16 protein-coding genes are annotated in these 18,719 nt (G+C 48.7%); 3 read left to right on the top strand and 13 right to left on the bottom strand.

What is annotated here, in order from left to right; genetic code table 11:
• Positions 1-58: 58 nt before the first annotated feature.
• Entirely contained in the window at positions 59-1,477 is a 1,419-nt protein-coding gene (locus HA49_RS00475; protein ID WP_038017116.1) for a sugar porter family MFS transporter, read from the bottom strand.
• Between the two features lie 996 nt (positions 1,478-2,473).
• On the opposite strand from HA49_RS00475, the gene HA49_RS00465 reads away from it, so the two are divergent.
• Both HA49_RS00465 and HA49_RS00460 read left to right on the top strand, forming a co-directional pair.
• Complete coding sequence (locus HA49_RS00465) at positions 2,474-2,938, top strand: helix-turn-helix domain-containing protein (protein ID WP_052752409.1); 465 nt, start codon at positions 2,474-2,476, stop codon at positions 2,936-2,938.
• Positions 2,939-3,185: 247 nt separating this feature from the next.
• Positions 3,186-3,503, top strand: a complete 318-nt coding sequence (locus HA49_RS00460) for a YdgH/BhsA/McbA-like domain containing protein (RefSeq protein WP_038017112.1) — start codon at positions 3,186-3,188, stop codon at positions 3,501-3,503.
• Positions 3,504-3,709: 206 nt separating this feature from the next.
• Here the strand turns inward: HA49_RS00460 and larB are convergent, their stop codons facing one another.
• The 7 genes from larB to HA49_RS00425 form a co-directional block, all read right to left on the bottom strand.
• Complete coding sequence (gene larB, locus HA49_RS00455) at positions 3,710-4,396, bottom strand: nickel pincer cofactor biosynthesis protein LarB (RefSeq protein WP_038017110.1); 687 nt, start codon at positions 4,394-4,396, stop codon at positions 3,710-3,712.
• 3 nt (positions 4,397-4,399) lie between these two features.
• Positions 4,400-5,248 carry an ATP-dependent sacrificial sulfur transferase LarE gene (gene larE, locus HA49_RS00450; RefSeq protein ID WP_052752407.1) on the bottom strand — a complete coding sequence of 283 codons (849 nt, stop codon included), beginning with the start codon at positions 5,246-5,248 and terminating at the stop codon, positions 4,400-4,402.
• Positions 5,248-6,531, bottom strand: coding sequence for a nickel pincer cofactor biosynthesis protein LarC (gene larC, locus HA49_RS00445; protein ID WP_038017107.1), 1,284 nt, complete (start codon positions 6,529-6,531; stop codon positions 5,248-5,250). Before larC ends, larE begins: the two co-directional genes overlap by 1 nt.
• 380 nt (positions 6,532-6,911) lie before the next feature.
• Positions 6,912-7,895 (bottom strand): 2-keto-3-deoxygluconate permease, encoded by a 984-nt coding sequence (locus HA49_RS00440; RefSeq protein ID WP_038017104.1) that lies wholly within the window; start codon positions 7,893-7,895, stop codon positions 6,912-6,914.
• A gap of 93 nt (positions 7,896-7,988) precedes the next feature.
• Complete coding sequence (larA, locus tag HA49_RS00435; RefSeq protein WP_038017101.1) at positions 7,989-9,272, bottom strand: nickel-dependent lactate racemase; 1,284 nt, start codon at positions 9,270-9,272, stop codon at positions 7,989-7,991.
• 370 nt (positions 9,273-9,642) lie between these two features.
• On the bottom strand, positions 9,643-10,800 hold the full coding sequence (locus HA49_RS00430) for a CdaR family transcriptional regulator (RefSeq protein ID WP_038017099.1): 1,158 nt from the start codon (positions 10,798-10,800) through the stop codon (positions 9,643-9,645).
• A gap of 201 nt (positions 10,801-11,001) precedes the next feature.
• Positions 11,002-14,520, bottom strand: a complete 3,519-nt coding sequence (locus HA49_RS00425) for an AAA domain-containing protein (protein WP_038017097.1) — start codon at positions 14,518-14,520, stop codon at positions 11,002-11,004.
• 313 nt (positions 14,521-14,833) lie between these two features.
• Between HA49_RS00425 and HA49_RS20525 the strand changes: the two genes are divergently transcribed.
• A complete protein-coding gene (locus tag HA49_RS20525) occupies positions 14,834-15,037 on the top strand; it encodes a metallophosphoesterase family protein (RefSeq protein ID WP_169748760.1) in 204 nt (67 codons plus the stop codon).
• 215 nt (positions 15,038-15,252) lie between these two features.
• On the opposite strand, the gene HA49_RS00415 is transcribed toward HA49_RS20525, so the two are convergent.
• The 5 genes from HA49_RS00415 to HA49_RS00395 form a co-directional block, all read right to left on the bottom strand.
• The gene (locus HA49_RS00415; RefSeq protein ID WP_038017095.1) at positions 15,253-15,720 is read right to left on the bottom strand and encodes a DUF943 family protein; all 468 of its coding nucleotides are present in this window, start codon (positions 15,718-15,720) and stop codon (positions 15,253-15,255) included.
• A gap of 222 nt (positions 15,721-15,942) precedes the next feature.
• Positions 15,943-16,410 (bottom strand): DUF943 family protein, encoded by a 468-nt coding sequence (locus HA49_RS00410; protein WP_038017093.1) that lies wholly within the window; start codon positions 16,408-16,410, stop codon positions 15,943-15,945.
• Positions 16,411-16,632: 222 nt separating this feature from the next.
• Entirely contained in the window at positions 16,633-17,100 is a 468-nt protein-coding gene (locus tag HA49_RS00405; protein ID WP_038017091.1) for a DUF943 family protein, read from the bottom strand.
• A gap of 106 nt (positions 17,101-17,206) precedes the next feature.
• Entirely contained in the window at positions 17,207-17,668 is a 462-nt protein-coding gene (locus HA49_RS00400) for a DUF943 family protein (protein ID WP_038017089.1), read from the bottom strand.
• Complete coding sequence (locus HA49_RS00395) at positions 17,658-18,500, bottom strand: YPO3983 family protein (RefSeq protein ID WP_038017087.1); 843 nt, start codon at positions 18,498-18,500, stop codon at positions 17,658-17,660. Before HA49_RS00395 ends, HA49_RS00400 begins: the two co-directional genes overlap by 11 nt.
• Between the last annotated feature and the right edge of the window lie 219 nt (positions 18,501-18,719).

Genomic DNA, 18,719 nt, shown 5'->3' with positions numbered 1-18,719 from the left:
GATTGTTTATGGCGTTGCACTAACTCTGCAACGCCATAAAACGTCCCGCATAAGGCGATTACTGCCCCAGATCGCGCAATTTTTTCCCAGCCATCAGGTTTCTTTCGATATGTTCCAGCGTAATGCCTTTGGTTTCCGGCACCAACAGGAAGGTGATCACGATAAACAGCAGATTAAAACCGGTGTACAGCCAGAAGGTCCCGGCAGCCCCTATCGAACCCAGTAAAGAGAGGAAGGTCGCTCCGATAATCATGTTCGCCACCCAGTTAGTGGTGGTAGAACAGGTGATTCCGAAGTCGCGACATTTCAGCGGCTGAATCTCGGAACAGAGGATCCACACCACCGGGGCAGCACTCATCGCGTAACCACCAATACACAGCATGGTCATACCGACAGAGACCCATGACAATCCGGAGCTTACCTGCCCTTCCCCGGCTTTCATCAGGCAATAACCCAGTACCAGGGTGGCAAATGCCATCACACTAAAGCCAATTTTGAGGATAGGTTTTCTGCCGGCCTTATCCACAGTAAACACGGCAATAAAAGTGGCAAACATAAAGGTCAGCCCGACCACCACGGTGGCAATCATCTGCTGCTGGGTGCTCTGGAATCCGGCCATTTTGAAAATCTGCGGTGCGTAATACATGATGATATTCATCCCGGTAAACTGCTGCATACCCTGCAACAACATCCCCAGAAACACCACCCGCCGGACATTCCGGTTACTCCTGAACAGGGCAAAACCACTCTGTTTCATCCGCAGGCTTTCCCTGATTTCGTTCAGCTCCTGACGGGCTTTTTCAGAGGTGTCACGCAACATCCGTAACACTTCTTCCGCTTCTACATGCAGCCCTTTGGCTGCCAGCCAGCGCGGGCTGTTAGGCAAAAAGATCACCATAAACAATAATACCACCGCAGGAATGGCCAGAACCCCCAGCATGGCACGCCAGTTGCCGCTGTAGCTGAATACCGTATCTGACAGAAATGCCACTACAATCCCAAAGGTGATCATTAGCTGATACAGGCTAATCATCTTGCCGCGTACCTGTTCAGTGGCCATTTCTGAGAGATACAGGGGGGCGCTGTAAGACGCGATGCCCACGGCCAGGCCCAGTAACACCCTGAAAGTCAGCAACATATCCACTCCGCTGGCAAAAGCGGAGCCGAGAGATCCAATGATAAACAGCACGGCCCCCGCCATCAGGCTGTATTTGCGCCCCAGACGATGTGAAACCCAGCCGTTGCACAACGCCCCCAATGCCGCCCCCAGCATCATACTGCTGACCACCCACTCCTGCAGATGACTGGAAAGCTGAAAGTGTTCGGTAATAAAGGGTAATGCGCCGGAAATCACCCCGATATCCAGTCCGAACAGCAACCCGGCCAGTGCCGCAGACACCGAGACGAACAGATTCATTTTTCTGACTTTTGACTGGTGGTCAGCATCAAAACCTACCACATGGTTTACCTGAGACATCGTTAAGCCCCGCTTATTCAGCATCTATTGGGCCAGCTTACAAAGCAGATATCGCGGGGGGTTAGAGACTAAGCATCCGTGGATATGGACAATTTAACTGAAACAGATCCTCCTGTGACGAAGATCTCACTCACCCTGTGGGGAATTACACAAACTCTGTAACATAATGACATATTTAGCGGTTCTGCTGCCGACGCGCGGAGCACTGTCGCAGAGACGAGGTTCAGAACAATAAAAAGCGCCATACCCTCTGACGCGCAGCCCGTTGGATATGGAGTATTTTCCTGAGCCACGGTAAGCCAGTGGATGAATGACGGGAGTCAGGCAGGGGATGAGCTGCCCTTCTGTTTTATGGCCAGCGGTCAGCGTAATCAGCAGTAGCTTATTGCTAACAGCCGATCCGGCCTCCCTAAAAAAACCGTGGGTTATGAGATGTGAAGCCTCCAGGGCAGATAACCACTCCCCTCCCGGAATCATCCTGTTAATTATCAATGTAAATCATTAACTTAAGTTACTCCGGCGAATCAACAAAAAAACCAGATATGTGAAAATGCTGAAGACTTCACACCTTTTTGTTACATTTGTACATCTTTGAACGCAATTAAGTTACAAAAAAGGCAAGGTCAGAGTATTCTGTTGGGTATATAGTTTGTTTTTAACATCGAAATGATGCGTTTGAAAAATGAAGTTGTTTATTAAAATTGCTTGTTGGCTTGCGGTTAAAATCAATACACTGCCCACTAATGCATTGCTTATTCTTCCCCAAAATAATAATAAAACAGCCCTGTCTTCAGTATTTATCTGCAGATTTACCTGGTTAATATCCTCATCTCCTCCCTCTGGCTTTACTGTCTGACCGATAATTCCCCTCTCCGGCCTCGCCTTTATTTTAAGGTCACCGCCTGTCAGGTGAAATAATTAAAATATTGCACTGAAATGACTATTTATGGGTGATTTCCTGGTGCTCACAGCTCATTTTCTCTGATGGAGGAGTCAGTGAATAGTAACATCATTCGTGATCTTGTGGTATGGGTTGAATCTCATCTTGAAGATAACCTGCAGCTCGACGATATTGCAGAAAAATCCGGCTATTCTAAATGGCATTTACAACGGGTTTTTAAGGAAACGACCAGTATGACTCTCGGGAATTATGTACGACAACGCCGTTTATCCCGGGTAGCGATCGATTTAAGATTAACCAGTCATAGTATTATTAATATTGCGGAAAAATATTGTTTTGACTCCCCACAGTCATTTTCGCGGGCCTTTAAAAGCCATTTTAAAATCTCGCCCGGGGGTTACCGGCGTTCGGAATATTGGATAACCCAGGGGATTTTACCTGCGCTCTACACCAGTGTTCATCATGCTTCGACCCGCGTAAACCCCGGATTTGTCGCTTCTCTGCCTTGTCGCCACATCGGGCCACTGCACTGTGATGTTATTCCGGTGAAATTTTATTAAATGACTGACAGAAAGTGATACACAGCCATGGAATTAATGGTTATTTATCAGGGGGGAAAATAATAGAGTGCCAGTGATTAATGACAGGGAACGCTTTTCGATGCATCTGGTTAAAATTCCCGGATTACCGCCAGTATTTGCATTTACGACACTCATTAGCGGATACAGAGAATAGCCATAAATGTTAATTTCCACGTAAAAAACTCGTTGTCCCCGTTATGGCAGAGGACTAAGATCCGTTTCGCAGATGATGCAGACAATTAAATTTAAAAACAGTGGTATTAAAAAAATGAAACCTGTACGGTTCGCAGCAATAGCAGTCGCGTTATTTACTATCAGCTCCACCTCGTTTGCCGCCACAGAAATCAGTAAGAATGAGTCATCCGGCCTGAAAAACCTGGGAAATATAAATGTGATACAAAATATGGAAGATATCCATGAGAATGACATTTCCCGTAAAGCCGATGCCGCTGGTGCTGATTATTATGTGATTAACACCGCCGGTTCTATTGGAAATGGGTCAAACAGTATAATTAGCGCGACAATCTTTGCTAAGAATAAATAGTTACTCACTGTTATCAATAATATTGAGTGAGATATGGCCACCTGCGGGTGGCTTTTATATTTTGGCCGCAACAGATAATCAATAAGATGATGAAAAACGTCTCTCCGGCCAGGTAACTGATCGCCGGAATTCACTATAGTTAAGTGGCATCATCCCGAAATCATTCCCTCTGACCCCGCCACATTCCCCCCTGTCAGCCCAACTTCTTAACGATCATTTTGCCGGCGTTCTGCTTTATAAATCTTATGGTAGATTTTGATGGCCGCGCAGGCGGCACCATAGCCATTGTCGATATTCATGGTCATGATGGCGCCACTGCAACTGGCCAGACAGGAAGATAACGCCACCTGACCACCGGCAGCCACGCCGTATCCCACAGGGGCTGGCACCGCGATAATCGGGGCGTCAATGAGTCCGGCCAGCACGGTCGGCAGAGCCGCTTCCATTCCTGCCACCGCGATAATGATGTCATAGCGCTGTAACTCCGGCAGGATACGTTGCAGTCGCCAGAGCGCCGCCACCCCGACATCCTGATACATATCGCAGCTGATGCCGTGATAGTTAAGGGTTATCTGGATTTCATGGCACAGTCTGGCATCTGAAGCCCCGCCGGAAAGCACCGCGATACAGGCCTCCCCGGTAGGTGTTACCTGTTCTCCAAGCACCGCACAGGCGGCCAGTGGGTCATAGCTAAGTTGTGACTGCAATTCCAGCGGTAACTGCGCTAATTTATCGGACGACAGACGGGTTAACAGTAACCGGCGTTGCCGCTGCAGTGCCTGCTCTGCCACTGCACTAATCTGGGCGGCAGTTTTCGATTCGCAGAACACGGCCTCTTCGATACCACAGCGCTGATAGCGTTCAAAATCCATCACAATGTCAGACTTAATCATCCCTTAACCCCCAACATTTTTGACGCCGACAAAGGCACTGCCTTGTTTGTAACTGGTGACGGTTACCGGCAACAGGCCGAGTGCCGGGGTCAGCAACCTTGTCACACCATCAATCAGGGCCAATTTTTTCTGCTCATCGAGTTTCTGGCAAACCGCCGGCGACAGCTGGATCTCGTGCTGCTGATGGCGAATACGGAAACGGACCACATCCGTATTCAGTTGCTGTTTGATAAAGGTTTCGACATTATCCACTACCTGCAAATCCTGCGGCTTGATGGCAATACCGGTCTCGATGCGGCTGGCCAGGCAGGGAGAGGCCGGCAGATCTTTAAGATCATCAAGCCCGAAATGGCTGGCGATCTGGCGGATCATCCGTTTATCGATCTCCAGCTCAACATAAGGCTGCAACACATTATTCTCACGGGCGGCAATCAGCCCCGGGCGATAATCACCCAGATCGTCAAGGTTGGTGCCGGTCACCAGGTGTCCGGCATCCAGACCGGTCATTTTTTCGAACAGGCTGCTTTTGCAGTAATAACAACGATTGACCGGGTTCGCTTTATAGTCTGAATTCTCGATCTCGTTGCTGGTAATAATCTTCAGGTTCCAGTGGTAGCGACGGGCATAGTCCGCCACCCGTTGCGCATCGGCGGAAGGAACCGCCGCAGACGTCGAATGGACCACCATAAATTCCCCGCCATCAATCTGACTGGCAACAAAGGCCAGTAACATACTGTCAATACCGCCACTTGTGGCAATGGTACAAGGCTGGTGCGCCCTGAACCACTCAGTCAGCCGGGTGATTTTTCCGGTGACTGACTCAGTGTTTGCTGTGACTACCTCTGTGTTCATCAGTCGGTACCTCTGTTGCTTTTACGGTTAACGGCCAGCATTTCTACATGATATTTTAGCTCCGCTGACGCGGCGTAATTGTGTAGCACCTGCTGCCAGGCATCGGCTTCCAGTTTGGCGGTGAAACTGCCGTCGGGCCGTGTGGCAATTTTTACCGGCCATTGCTGGTGCTGGTATTCCACTTCGCTGGCCTGACGCGGCAGTTTAAAACGGGAACTGAGCCAGTAACGAACCCCCAGCGTCGTGGTCAGCAGCAAGATTTGCTGGCAGATATGCTGCAGTTTCTCCGGCACACACAGCAGTTCAGTCCGGAACAGCATGCGTTGTTTCTTACCGGTCAGACAACTGGCAGACAGTTCGATCACCTCAGGGATCTCCCTCAGCTTCTGCTGTGCTATCGCCAGCGCTTCTCCGCTCATATCATCGATATCAAACTGGACGATCATGACCTGATCCTGCAACTCATCCTGAGGGGCAGGTTGATCAGTCGTAAACACACAGATCCGCAGAATATTGGCCAGCCGGGTAAACTGACGTTTGCCGCATCCGTAACCATCCCGGTATAAACCGCCGACGGGCCGGACCGACTGGTGCTCCGCCAGCCAGGAGAGTATGGCCGCTCCGGTCGGAGTGACCCGTTCCCCGGTTTCGTCGTCATGGCTCCAGCGAAAGGTCTTCAATAATTTCACCGTGGCGGGTGCCGGTACCGGCAAATCACCATGAGCACAATGGACGGTGCCATTCCCCCACGGCAAAGGCGAGAAAGACCAGCTACGAGCCCCACTACGCAACACCAGAAAAACAGCACTGATAATATCGATAAGCGCATCATCAGCCCCGACTTCATGCAGGTGTATCTGATCGACCGGAATACCATGCACTTCACTTTCGGCCTGGATTAACCGCCGGTAAATCTCCGAGACTCCCTGACGGATTTGTGGATCACTGACCTGCTGTATCCGCCGGTCAATATCCGCAAACGAGTAGTGGTGATGATCAGTGGCAGTAGCATGCCGGCTCAGTGACGACGATGAGGTAGTCTGCGGGGTAAAAATAATGTGGTTTTTGTCATCAAAAACTGCATTTTTTTTCATCACCAGGAAGCGCTTGCCACAGATGTCCTTCTGTGTCGCCGGCCGGGTCGTTATCTGGTAGCTTTCGAAAAACGCTAAGCCCGACAGTTGCTGCTGCAAAGGTTCCGTCAGTTCGGGAAAGGCATCCAGCATTGCGGCACAGAACATATCTCCTGCCATGCCACCAATAAAGTCCATATGTACATGCATCTCAGCTCCCTCCCGAACATTGATACTGATTCTGATCGCCATTACTGGCCATTATAGTTCTGAAGGCGACAAAATGCGGACCTGCCGGCATGCTTCCTGAGCAGCAACGCTTAGCCAAAAATGACCCGCGATACCGGAAAATCTGCGTCAGGCTCGCTGCCGCCATAAATGGCGTACCGCAGTTTACCCACTGGTACGCCAGTATCATTCTGTGTTCTGCGGCTGCCTGCCTGGTATCAGGCCTGCGCCCGTCAGCCACGAAGATTAGTATTAGTATAGGCTCTGACTTTAGTCGTTGCCGTGTCAGCGTGTATTGGTGAATCCCTGGTGTTGACGATGTCCGGACCGGCGGCGATGTTTTGCCGGCCGGAAGGTACTCTTTATAACGGTTGGTTGTCGGCCGTCAGTTGTGCCAGCTGTTTTTTACGACGTCTGCTTAGCCAGGCGACAATCATCGGCATACACAGCGCCGTAATAATTACCGAGGTCGCGACCTGAGCCGTTGCAATTTTTTCATAGGGAGCCCAACTGGGATCGATAAGAGCCATCGCCGCAGGGGTCGCTACCGCATTACCGGCAGTGGTTCCGATAAAGGCCCCGGACAGCACCGGCAAACTTTTACCTTTGCGGGCAAAGATCCAGTTCATAATGAAATAGCCGAGTATTCCGGTCACCAGCATAGTGAGTACTCCCAGCAAAATACCTGAGATCCCGGCTTCAAAGATATTTTCGACATGCATACCCGCGCCAATCGGGAACGAGAAGAACGGGATGGTCAGCTTCTGGCCCGGACGGAAAAAGGCACGCAGTTCAGGGTCCAGGTTACCGAGAATGAATCCCAGCACCAGCGGAATCAAAATAGCTACGAAGTAGGTGGCAGGAATAACCGAAATGCCGGTAATCCCGAAGGTCAGCATAGTAAAGAATGGACCTTCGTTCAGCGATACCACAGACACCGCCCCGCGGTCACTTTCGTCGCCGTAAGCGTCAGCCAGGGCCGCATAAACACCGGCATTGGCATTACTCATGGCAGCCACCATCGCCAGCGGAGTCAGGCCCAGGATACCGACATGCCCATAGAAATAAGCGGTCAACAACCCAACAATTGAACCAAAGAACAGTTTAATCAGAGTTAAAGAAAAGCCTTTTGCCATCGGCATTTTGGCTTCTTTTATTTTAATCTGTGAACCCGCGAAGAAAATAAACAGTGATAATATAGTGTAACCACCGGTTTTAAATAAGGCAGTAGTAAATAACCCTACATTTAACACTTCCGGGAAAAAAGTATTAGTGAGCATTCCCAGAATCAGGGGAACGACCATTAACCCGCCAGGTATACGTTCAACAGCTCTTAATATCTTCATCGGGGCACCTGTTATTATGTAGGGGTTAGCACCGGAGTAATATCCGGTGCATAGGTAAGACTTTCCAGTATTTATTAAAGGGTCTTAGTGCCGTTACTCAATAATGACAGATACACCGTCCGGTATTACCGTCACTTTGGCATTCTCGCCCTGGAGTGAGAATGCTTTATTAATGGCTTCCTGCAAAGACGGACTGTGATCCAGTTTCATATCCAGTATAATTTGTGGCGAAATTAAATCGGTGACAAAAATAACATGGAAACGTGACATTACCCTGGCCAGAATTTGTGACTGCCATTGGTCGGGAATAGTTTTATCGGCCGGCGTTTTCTTCGCTTCATCGATAATATCCCGGACATCTTTGGCATCCTTAAACGTATTAAAAAATCCACTACCGCCATGACCGTCACGCGCTCCGGCCACCATGATAATCACTCCGCCAGGTTTGGTGGTGGCTTCCGCCGCCGTCATCCCTTTCACAGCCTGATAAATATTCTGGTCCAGCGGATAACCCCCATTACAGGTAATCGTAATATCGCTTTCCAGTTTACTGGCGCTCATGGTTTTACGCACAAACTGGCAGCCTTGCTCATGGGCAGTCACCGAATCACCGGAGAAACAACCTATAATTCTTTTATCGTGATCCAGCACGACATTCACAATGAACTGCAATGCCGACAGTTTTGCGGCATAGACCATATCCTGATGAATCGGGTTGCCCGTCAGGTTACCGGTACGGGCTTTCAGTGAATCGATAAACAGGCCGTTATGGTTACCGACGACCGAGGTATAACCGGCAACGCCCGGAAATACCGCCTTGCGCCCTCCGGAGAATCCGGCAAAAAAGTGTGGTTCAATAAAACCTTCTGCCACCAACAGATCACATTCGGCTGCCAGTTTATTGATGACACAACGGGCACCGGAAGGTAAAACCCCGATATCCGTCAGGCTGCTGTCATCGCGGGAATCATGGATAATGATTTTCTCGTTATCAAAAATTTCCTGCCCATACTTGGCAATCAGTTCCTGTTCGGTAGAGGCGCGATGGGTACCGGTAGCAATCAGGATGGTAATTTGCGCATCAGGGCTCACACTGCGAATACGCCGTAAAATGATGGGCATAATGATGGCAGAAGGTACCGGTCGGGTATGATCGGAACTGATAATGACAATATCTTTTTTACCGGTCGCTAACCGCTCCAGCGTGGGGGAGTCAATCGGGTTATCCAGTGAGTTTTCAACCAGTTGTTGCTCACTGGTCTGGTAACTGAATTGCAGAAACTCTGAGTTATCAACGACGATCGTGCCGTTAAAGTTATGATCCGGAATTTCACCCGTCTGGTAGCCGTGATCATATTTTAATTTGATATCAACCATAACGCCCTCTTTCGATACTTATTGCAACCATTTATCGGCTCGATGGTATTTCGCTAAATGACAGGCACGAATGCTGGTGAGCTCTGGTTAGCGGTGATAAATTAATTATGGCTCTGACATTGCAGAGTGTAATTATTAATCGGCACAGAAATTAATCCTAATTTGCAGTAATTTTTGTGGGATTCTACAACCCCCTGTCTGGTCGATCACATTTCCTGACCGACGGTGATGTAGCCCGCGATTATCTTAAAAAAATCAGATTTTTCGCCAGAATTCGACTCACGTCACAAATATCGGCCGCACTCCTCTTCGCAGTTATTGCCAGAGTTATGTTTCCACGAATACCGGTGAATACCGGCCTGACGGCGGGTTATTTTTCGCTGTCCAGCTGAAGTGCGACATACAACAACAGACGGTCATCGAACTTACCTAAATCGAGCCCTGTCAGTTCAGAGATACGATTAAGCCGATACTCCAGCGTATTACGGTGGATAAACAGTGCTTTTGCCGTGGCCCCCGCCTGGACATTACAACTGAACCAGCAGTCCAGCGTCCGGCGCAGTAGCCCGTTATTATCCGAGACTTTCAGCTGGTTAAGCGGGATAGCCAGTTCTTTGGCCTGCCAGCCGCCCCGCAGACTATCGAGCAGTACCGGCAAAATCAGGTCCTGGTAACAGTAACAACGCTGTGACGGCATGCGCTGCTTACCAACATTCATGGTCGCACGGGCGGTCCGGTACGAACGGGCCAGGCCGCCCGAACCGGTAAAATAGTTACCCAGTGAAAAACGCACCCGCAGTTGGCTGTTCTTCCCGATACGCGCCACCAGACTTTCGATACGCCTGCGTTGCTCTTCGGCGTCCCACCGACCATGGCTGTTCAGTGCCGGCCTGAGTACCACAATTTCGGTCAGCGACACTATCGCTATCAGGTTATTTTGCTCCGGGGTCATCAGCAGCGTCTGTAACTGCTGCAACTCCTCCATTGCACTGCCGACACCCAACTGGCCGCTGTCGACCTCGACCACCGCCGCGACCCGCGGCAGGTTCAGGTCTATGCCCAGTCTCTGTGCCCACTCCACCAACACGGAGGGCAGTTCATCGGAACGGATCAGGTTCAGTACCAGCTCTTCGCGCAGGCGGCTGTCGCGGGCTAACATATGCAACAGCCGTGACTGCTCCAGCATCATCTCTGCCGCCATCTGCACCAGTTCACCGTACTGGCGTAATTGCGCGGGATTACCGGTGAGCCCGATCACCCCGACAATTTCCTTATCGACCCGCAGCGGGAAATTCACCCCCGGCTTAACCCCGTGCAAACGCCCAGCCACCGCCTCATCAATATCGACAATCCGTCCCTGTGACAGCACCAGCAACGCCCCTTCGTGCATTTCCCCTACCCGTTCTGGGTCACCGCTGCCGATAATCCGCCCGGCGGAATCCATAACATTGATATTGCAATCAATGATCTGCATGGTACGTACCACAATATCCTGTGCCAGTCTGGCCGTCAGATGATATGACGCCATAGATACCTCACTCGCTGAACCGCTTAATGCTCCAGCTTATAGTTGAGACCATGTTGTGCATTTATACAAATTTACGCGGGAGAAAGTCGGGGGGCAGAGGGCAAAAAGTTACAGACGGCAGCAATTCCGGAGATACCCTCTGTTAACCGGTGAATACCGAAAATATGCCCGGTATTCCGGGCATATTAAACAAAGGTGTGATTATTTCAGACGTTGGGCGAGGCTGGCGTGAATGGTTTTGATTTCCCCTTTCGCGCCTTCGCCCCGGTAGACCATCGAGGTATCATAGCGCTGGTATTTATCCTCCCGCGCCGCACTGAACCAGTTAAATGAGCCTATACACAGCATGGCATCGTCACCCACCACAATTTTACTGTGCACACGGTCCACCAGCCGGGTCACTATTCCCTGTTCATTCAGCCGGTTCAACGCCTCAGTCAACCTTTGCTGTTTCTCGCGATATTTTACTTCGTCATCGTCTTCAGTATTAAAACTTTCATCTGTCACCACGGTGACAGAGACTCCCCGTGCGATGGCCCGGATCATCGATTCCAGAAAACCGGTCTGCTCCAGCCTTCTCCAGCGCAACCACGGAGAGACAATCAGGATGCTGCGAGTCACACCGGCGAACGAGTCATGAAGGAATTCATCATGTTGTTCTACCCCATGCAAGGTGGTGACTGGCGTGTGATCATCGATTAAGTCCTGACGCTCGGGGAATTCGAAGACCAGGGCGTTACCGGCTACTGCAAACAGGTATTTTGCCAGTAATCCACGCGGCGAGGATGGCGGCTGAATCTCAAACAGGTCCATATCACCAAACACCAGGAAGCTGTCTTTGGCGCGAGAGACAGCAACGTTCAGCATGCTGTTGCTGCTGTCGATAAAACCACCATCGTCATGCTTGGAATACACCGGCGAGAACAACACAATGGCCCGCTCAGCCCCCTGCAGAGAATGCACCGTACCGACAGTCAGCGAGCTTTCCCCCCCGTCAACGGTGATACCCCGGGCAGCCAGAGCAGATTTTATTGCTGTGACCTGTGCCGCAAACGGGGTCACTACGCCGACCAGACTATGTATTGGCTTGCCGTAGTAGTCTTCAATACCCTGCTGATTTTCAGAAAGCCAGGCCGCAATAATCTCAGCTTCAAAGCTGTTATATCGGCTGCCACTGGTCGCCTGCTGACACAGGCCGTCAATGTGTAAATACCCCATCGCCGGGAACAATGTCTCTTTTTGCGTGCCCCGTTTAGGCTGTAACTTACCGTGATAACTCAGTTCATTACAGTAACCGATAATATTGTCGAAACAACGGCGGTGTTCATACAGATACATGCCCCGGGCCAGGTCCTGATCGTAGTGATAGCGGGAAGCAAACTGGGCTATTTTCATCACACTGCCGGAAGCCGAACTTTTCCCCGAATCACCTGCCCGCCGGTAGGCTTCAGCCAGATGTTCCTGAGTGTCGCCCTGCAGGATACCCGCTTCCAGCATATTGCCTATATCAATGGCCGGGGTGCTGCTCCAGATTGGGGCGATTTGTTCCGTGTCGCCTATTATCAGCGCTTTTTTTGCCAGCGCAAAAGATGCCGCCGCGACTTCCGGCAGAACCTGGCCGGCTTCATCGACAATCAGTAAATCGGCCAGGTTATAAAAATAGCTTTTATCAAACGGCAGCCCCTGTCCGGCAAATTCGCTGGTTTTCATATGATTAGGCAGCATATAGCAGGTCATCACCACACAGGGCGTGAGTTTCATTCTGCGCTGCCAACGGGCCTGGACACTTTTTGCCCCGGTACGGGTTTTCTCTTTGGCAGGATTGTCAATGTCGGCCATATCCTGCAGCCAGCGCCCTTCCCAGTAGTGGGTCGCCAGCAGAAAGGCAGGGAAACGAATCTTTAAATCAGCAAGTTCATCTGCCTGCGCGAGGTTCAGTTCCTGATCACCGGTATGCCCCAGTGTCTGGCAAATCTCCTGCCAGTTCCGGACGGCCGCCTGTTCCTCTGCGATAGCCTGCTTTGCATGATCAATCTGCTGCTGATACTGCTGCTGATGGTTCTGGCTTTGAACAATCAGGGAATCAATATAGGCATCGACACCTTCCGGTAATTTGCCCTGAAAACCCGCCATCCGATCCCCGAGAATTTCATCCAGTAACAGTTTAATCTGGTAACCACGGCGGGTACGAATGGAAGGAAGCCAGCCGAACAGCGTAAAAATCATCGATTCACTGGCCCGGTATTCCTGCCATTTTCTACGGCTGAGGATGAACTGTTCGGTTTCACGGCTACTCTGGAGTAACAGCTGCTGTTTATCAGCAATATAGTGTTGAGGATTTTCACTGACCGCCATTAACTGCTGGCGGGCTTGTTGCAGAAGCTGCCATTGCTGGCCGACAGACTGTAACCGTTCAGACAAAGCGGTTAACTGCTGGTGTAGCAACTCAGTGACCTGTCCGGCGGACTCACATTTCTCCTGCGGGAAAGCGGCGCGGGCTTTTTGCAGATAGTAAGCCTGAGCGGTTTCGGTATAAACCTTAGATTCCACAGAGTTGAAGAAGTCTTCGGTCTGGTATTTTTTTGCTGCTTCGGCCTTACCCCGTGAAGAGGGGAAATAAGCGCCATAGCTCTGCAAACCGGGCAGCCAGCGTCCTGCCATCGCGCCATTGCCGGTCCCAAAGTCTTTACCAAAGGCTTCAATAATATTAGTGACGGCCTGATTATTGGTTGAGGTGGCAATCACTATCGGTGGTTCGGATTTATTAAGCGCCGCATTGGCCCATTCAGTCGCGATAATCGACAGAACCAGTGTTGTTTTGCCGGTTCCCGGCGGGCCGTTCACCGCAAGAATATCGCCGGTTTGTTGGGTCAGATAATGGCTGAGCGCATCCCGCTGGGCCATCGCCAGAGGAAACTTATCGCCGGAGTGTCCCAGCCGCCGGGCAAACTGAGCATTGTCACCCAGCAACGGTTCAGACGGAGAGGGTTCCGTGGCGGCAAAGCGCGACAATAACGGAACCTCTTTTTTAGATTTCAGCAGATGATCATACAGACCAAGGATATGAAAACCTGCCCCCGCCGCCTGGCTTTCCTTGATTACATAGCCGTATTCGGCCTGCTCATAATGTTCATGTGCATCCAGCCATTTTCCGGCCACATGTGCCAGCAGTTGTTCTGACTGTTGAAGATATGCCTGCCACTGCCGCTGATAGCCGGCATGTCTTTGTAACTGCTGCTGTTCTGTTTCGGTTTCCGGCGGGGTTTGTCCTTCGTCTGCAGAATAGTCAGAACTATGGGTGGTCTGGTACTTATCATACTGCGCCATCTCGCCAACCGAGAACACGCCCTGCGGCAGGGGTTCCAGCAGATCACGAGGGATGGAGGCATCTGCGGCAGGGATTAAAAAACCCTCACGATTTAACCGGGCGGAAAGCACCAGTGGCGTGACCACATCCGGAGCCCCGGCCGCTGGCTTTTTACCATGCTGTCGTTGCAGCATCCACGCCTGTGGCCTGAGCATCACCTCAACCGTCATGACATCAGTATCTTCACCGGCAAAGTAATCACGGACAATATCCTCTGTGAGTCGTCCGCTTTCGGCATCCCGCCACTGGCTGAATTTATCTGCGTCACCAGACCTGAATCCCCCTTTACAGGAATCTGCATCCGCTAAAGTATTCCGCCAGTAGGAAGTAAATCCTTTAGTATTACTGTCCATTAACCATCCCATATCTTTTATAAATCTGTTGATTTTATTGGTATAAATACAAGTTATGGCTAACTATTGTCCATGCCATGGGGCCGAACGCAACAATTTATTTACACTAATCTCCTTCGGAGATCGCGCGGCGAATCATTTATCGGCCGGTAGATTCCCGCGGCTCACTAACGGGGATTCCGTTGGGTAGCACTGTTATCAGCAGTGCAGAGTGGATAATCTCCCCCGTAGCAAACGGCCAGCCGGGGATTGACTCCGCACCTGAAACCGGTGACTACCGGCTCACGCCAAAATGATAACCGAAGAGGAATTAATGACGAGGCTGGCCGTTATTTCTGATATTCACAACAATATAGTCTCGCTGGATGCAATGCTAAAGGATATTGCCGCTCAGGGCGCTGACCTGATGATTAACCACGGTGATATTATCTCTGGCTGCCTGTGTCCTGGCGAAACCGCCTACCGTTCGATGCCGCCTGATTTTCCGACCATTAAAGACCACCACTTGCGCAAGTGACTGGAATCTGACCCTTAACAGATGAGCCTTTCTGACAACATGCGTATCAGCAACTGATACCTGAACACTGGCAGTCGCTGAAGCTGAGGCCGGCAGAAATGATCCTGAAAAATGAAGTTCTGAGGGAACATAGTATTCCCGCAATGACCGGAGTTATCTGGCAGAAGATTTTTAGCTACCTGTTCAGTATCTACAATATTCTGTTTATGAGCCGGCTACTGATAGGTGAATTTAACGATATTTCCGTTATCCTTTAACCGATAGTGCCCATCATAGGTTGCAAAGATAGTATCCCGATGCCGGTTATTTCTGACAGTAAACACAGCATCTTTATCAATACAGTTTATCGGCGGTAACATATCATTAAAGCATAACCGTTCATATTTACCTTCTTCTTTGTAGCCCTCACCAAACCGCCAGAAAGTCACAGTAAAATAACCGTCCTCGGTATAATTAGGTATATTGTATTTCTCTTTTAACATAGCCCGATTTTTTAGCCACCAGTGGATTTTTCCTGTATCGGTCAACGGAAAACTTTTGACTAACACCGCACTAAACCCATTTCCCCGGTGATGAACAGCAACAATCTCCACCGGGCGTAGTGACAGCCACAGGCAATAACCTGAAATCACCGCCCCGGCCAATAGAAGCACAATGAAGATATTTTTAATTTTTCCTGTCATTACGGTTCCCTTTAATTTCAATGGTGGTTTCCATACTGGTCATAAAGAATCTGAAAACCAGGTCTGCCGGCATCCGTATCTTAGACGCTAAACCGGGTTTTTAGGCCCACCCTGGATTAATACAGTATTCCTTATCCCCTGCTGCTGTTGGTACAATATATATTTTGACTCTCTTTAAATCAGAACAGTTCTGAACCTGGTTATGTACTATTTATGAGCCGGCTACTGATAGGTAAATTTAACGATATCCCCGTTTTCCTTTAACCGATAGCGCCCATCATAAGTTTCAAAGGTCATCCCCAGATTCCTGCTATTATTGACAGAAAAAACAGCATCTTTATCAATACAGTTTATCGGCGGTAGCATATCATTAAAGCATAACCTGTCATATTTACCCTCTTCTTTGTAGCCATCACCAAACAACCAGAAAGTCACGTGAAAAGAAGCATCCTGAGAATAATTTGGCGTATTGTATTTCTCTTTTAACATAGCCTGATTTTTTAGCCACCAGTGGATTTTTCCTGTGTCGGTCAACGGAAAACTTTTGACTAACACCGCACTAAACCCATTTCCCCGGTGATGAACAGCAACAATCTCCACCGGGCGCAGTGACAGCCACAGGCAATAACCTGAAATCCCCGCCCCGGCCAGTAGCAGCACAATCAAGAATTTTTTAATTTTTCCTGTCATTACGGTTCCCTGTAATTTCAATGGTGGTTTCCATACTGGTCATAAATAATCTGAAAGCAGGTCTGCCAGTATCCGTATCTTAGATCCTAAACCGGGTTTTTAAGCCCGCCCCGGATTAATACATCATTCCATATCCCCAGCTGTTTTTGGTGCAGTAAAAATTTTGCACTCTCTTTAAATCAGAACAGTTCTTCACCTGGTTATATTCTGTTTATGAGCCGGCTACTGATAGGTAAATTTAACGATATTTCCGTTTTCCTTTAACCGATAGCGCCCATCATAGGTTGCAAAGATAGTATCCCGATGTCGGTTATTCCAGACAGAAAATACAGCATCTTTTTCAATACAGTTTATCGGGGGTAACATATCATTAAAGCATAACCTGTCATATTTACCCTCTTCTTTGTAGCCCTCACCAAACCGCCAGAAAGTCACGGTAAAATAACCGTCCTCAGGATAATTAGGTATATTGTATTTCTCTTTTAACATAGCCTGATTCTTCAGCCACCAGTGAATTTTTCCTGTGTCGGTCAACGGAAAACTTTTGACTAACACCGCACTAAACCCATTTCCCCGGTGATGAACAGCAACAATCTCCACCGGGCGCAGTGACAGCCACAGGCAATAACCTGAAATCACCGCCCCGGCCAGTAGCAGCACAATGAAGAATTTTTTAATTTTTCCTGTCATTACGGTTCCCTGTAATTTCAATGGTGGTTTCCATATTGGTATAAAGGGCAGTATATTGCACCGCTGCAATACAAGCCGGATACGGTAAAAACTAGCGTAAATGAACCTATTCACGACGGACTTTTATGATCTTACCTGCATCCGACAATTTATAGCGCCCCTCATAGGTAATAAATATTTCTGATTCATAGCCAAATCGTTTAACAGTAAACAGTGGGGTTTTATCGATGCAGTTAATTTTCGTGGGCATATCATCGAAGCAGAGCATATCGTATTTATCTTCTTTATACCCATCACCAAAATCCCAAAAAGTAACATTATAACTTCCATAACCAGCTGGCTTTGGAATGTCATAACGTTTTCCAATTAAATCTTTATTTTTCAACCACCAGGAAATCTTTCCTCTGTCTGTTATGGGAAAACCTTTCACTAAAACATAACTGTAGTTTCCATCGCCATGAACTGCAATAATTTCTACCGGGCGGTATATAAACCACAAAAAGAATCCTGAAAGAACACCTCCAATGATACAGAGAATACGCAGATTATTTTTCATATTAATGTTCATTCCGGCCTCCAGTAATTTCTACCGTAGCTTCCATATTGGTCATATATGGCTTAAATCCAAACTGATTATATCGCTGGAGTACAAACCATATCCGGAAGAAATTGAACTGGCTGAATTTTGCTTTCAGAATATCATCGTTATCCAGGCCAAAATGATCCTGCACTTTGTAATGCACTACAGCCCGATAACGTTCGTTACTTATATGCAGCGATTTCAGGGTGATATGGGTAGCCCAGGTATCATGAACCGTAATCCCCATCCCGTTAAGGTTATCCCGGAGTCGGTCGAATTTTGGAAGTTTGCCATCAGATATTGCTTTAATTAATTCCCATTTATTTTCAACCCGATAAGTTCCACTCCTCCAGTCTATGTTTTTATTAATTACCTCTTTAATGCGCAGTAATGTACTTTCTTCTGTTATGTCATTAAGGATTTGTTCATACAACGCTCTGTCCAGACTTATATTTCTAAATGGCTGGCCATTACCATATTGCATATGAGTGATCATCTTCTCGATCAGGTGCCTGTAAGGGCCATATACCGAGAATACACGTGATAAATCCCTGAATTCATCGAACAGGATTTGGGTGCATTGCTGACGGGTAATCTTTTCCCCTTCCGCATGTGAACCATGAAACATCGACTGCGGCCGGGAAAATGGGGTTATTTTTGTCAGAGAATAAGGGTTGACTCTGGCCGAAACATTGGTGAGATGAAAATTCGCTTTTAACTGAGATTCAGATAAATCACCGTAGCGCATATCGCGGGCGCTGTAATCATTCATTCTCTTTTGGGTTTCGAACAGCGTACAGGGAAACTGTAATGTGGCCATAATTATACATTCCTTGTATATTTATCCGGTAACTTCCTCGCAGGAAATCATACGCCAGAAAATGACAGGGTGTAAATAGCATGGAGAAAACGACTGTCACATTCTTAGCATTACTTTTAGTGGGTAAGTAATAATCCTAAGTTAATCCGGCCATGATTTAACAGATAAACCATAACAGAAAACTACGGAAAAAGAACTTAAAGTGCAGGAAATATCGAC

Source organism: Tatumella morbirosei, from assembly GCF_000757425.2.
GTDB classification, from domain to species: domain Bacteria; phylum Pseudomonadota; class Gammaproteobacteria; order Enterobacterales; family Enterobacteriaceae; genus Tatumella; species Tatumella morbirosei.
The sequence above is the reverse complement of the archived record's forward strand: the minus strand, read 5'-3'. Positions and strand labels throughout refer to the sequence as shown.

Excerpts from the sequence above, each read along its gene's own strand:
- HA49_RS00475 (WP_038017116.1), bottom strand. The coding sequence starts at position 1,477 with ATGTCTCAGGTAAACCATGTGGTAGGTTTTGATGCTGACCACCAGTCA.
- HA49_RS00460 (WP_038017112.1), top strand. The coding sequence starts at position 3,186 with ATGATGCAGACAATTAAATTTAAAAACAGTGGTATTAAAAAAATGAAA.
- larB (WP_038017110.1), bottom strand. The coding sequence starts at position 4,396 with ATGATTAAGTCTGACATTGTGATGGATTTTGAACGCTATCAGCGCTGT.
- larE (WP_052752407.1), bottom strand. The coding sequence starts at position 5,248 with ATGAACACAGAGGTAGTCACAGCAAACACTGAGTCAGTCACCGGAAAA.
- larC (WP_038017107.1), bottom strand. The coding sequence starts at position 6,531 with ATGCATGTACATATGGACTTTATTGGTGGCATGGCAGGAGATATGTTC.
- HA49_RS00440 (WP_038017104.1), bottom strand. The coding sequence starts at position 7,895 with ATGAAGATATTAAGAGCTGTTGAACGTATACCTGGCGGGTTAATGGTC.
- larA (WP_038017101.1), bottom strand. The coding sequence starts at position 9,272 with ATGGTTGATATCAAATTAAAATATGATCACGGCTACCAGACGGGTGAA.
- HA49_RS00430 (WP_038017099.1), bottom strand. The coding sequence starts at position 10,800 with ATGGCGTCATATCATCTGACGGCCAGACTGGCACAGGATATTGTGGTA.
- HA49_RS00425 (WP_038017097.1), bottom strand. The coding sequence starts at position 14,520 with ATGGACAGTAATACTAAAGGATTTACTTCCTACTGGCGGAATACTTTA.
- HA49_RS20525 (WP_169748760.1), top strand. The coding sequence starts at position 14,834 with ATGACGAGGCTGGCCGTTATTTCTGATATTCACAACAATATAGTCTCG.
- HA49_RS00415 (WP_038017095.1), bottom strand. The coding sequence starts at position 15,720 with ATGACAGGAAAAATTAAAAATATCTTCATTGTGCTTCTATTGGCCGGG.
- HA49_RS00410 (WP_038017093.1), bottom strand. The coding sequence starts at position 16,410 with ATGACAGGAAAAATTAAAAAATTCTTGATTGTGCTGCTACTGGCCGGG.
- HA49_RS00405 (WP_038017091.1), bottom strand. The coding sequence starts at position 17,100 with ATGACAGGAAAAATTAAAAAATTCTTCATTGTGCTGCTACTGGCCGGG.
- HA49_RS00400 (WP_038017089.1), bottom strand. The coding sequence starts at position 17,668 with ATGAACATTAATATGAAAAATAATCTGCGTATTCTCTGTATCATTGGA.
- HA49_RS00395 (WP_038017087.1), bottom strand. The coding sequence starts at position 18,500 with ATGGCCACATTACAGTTTCCCTGTACGCTGTTCGAAACCCAAAAGAGA.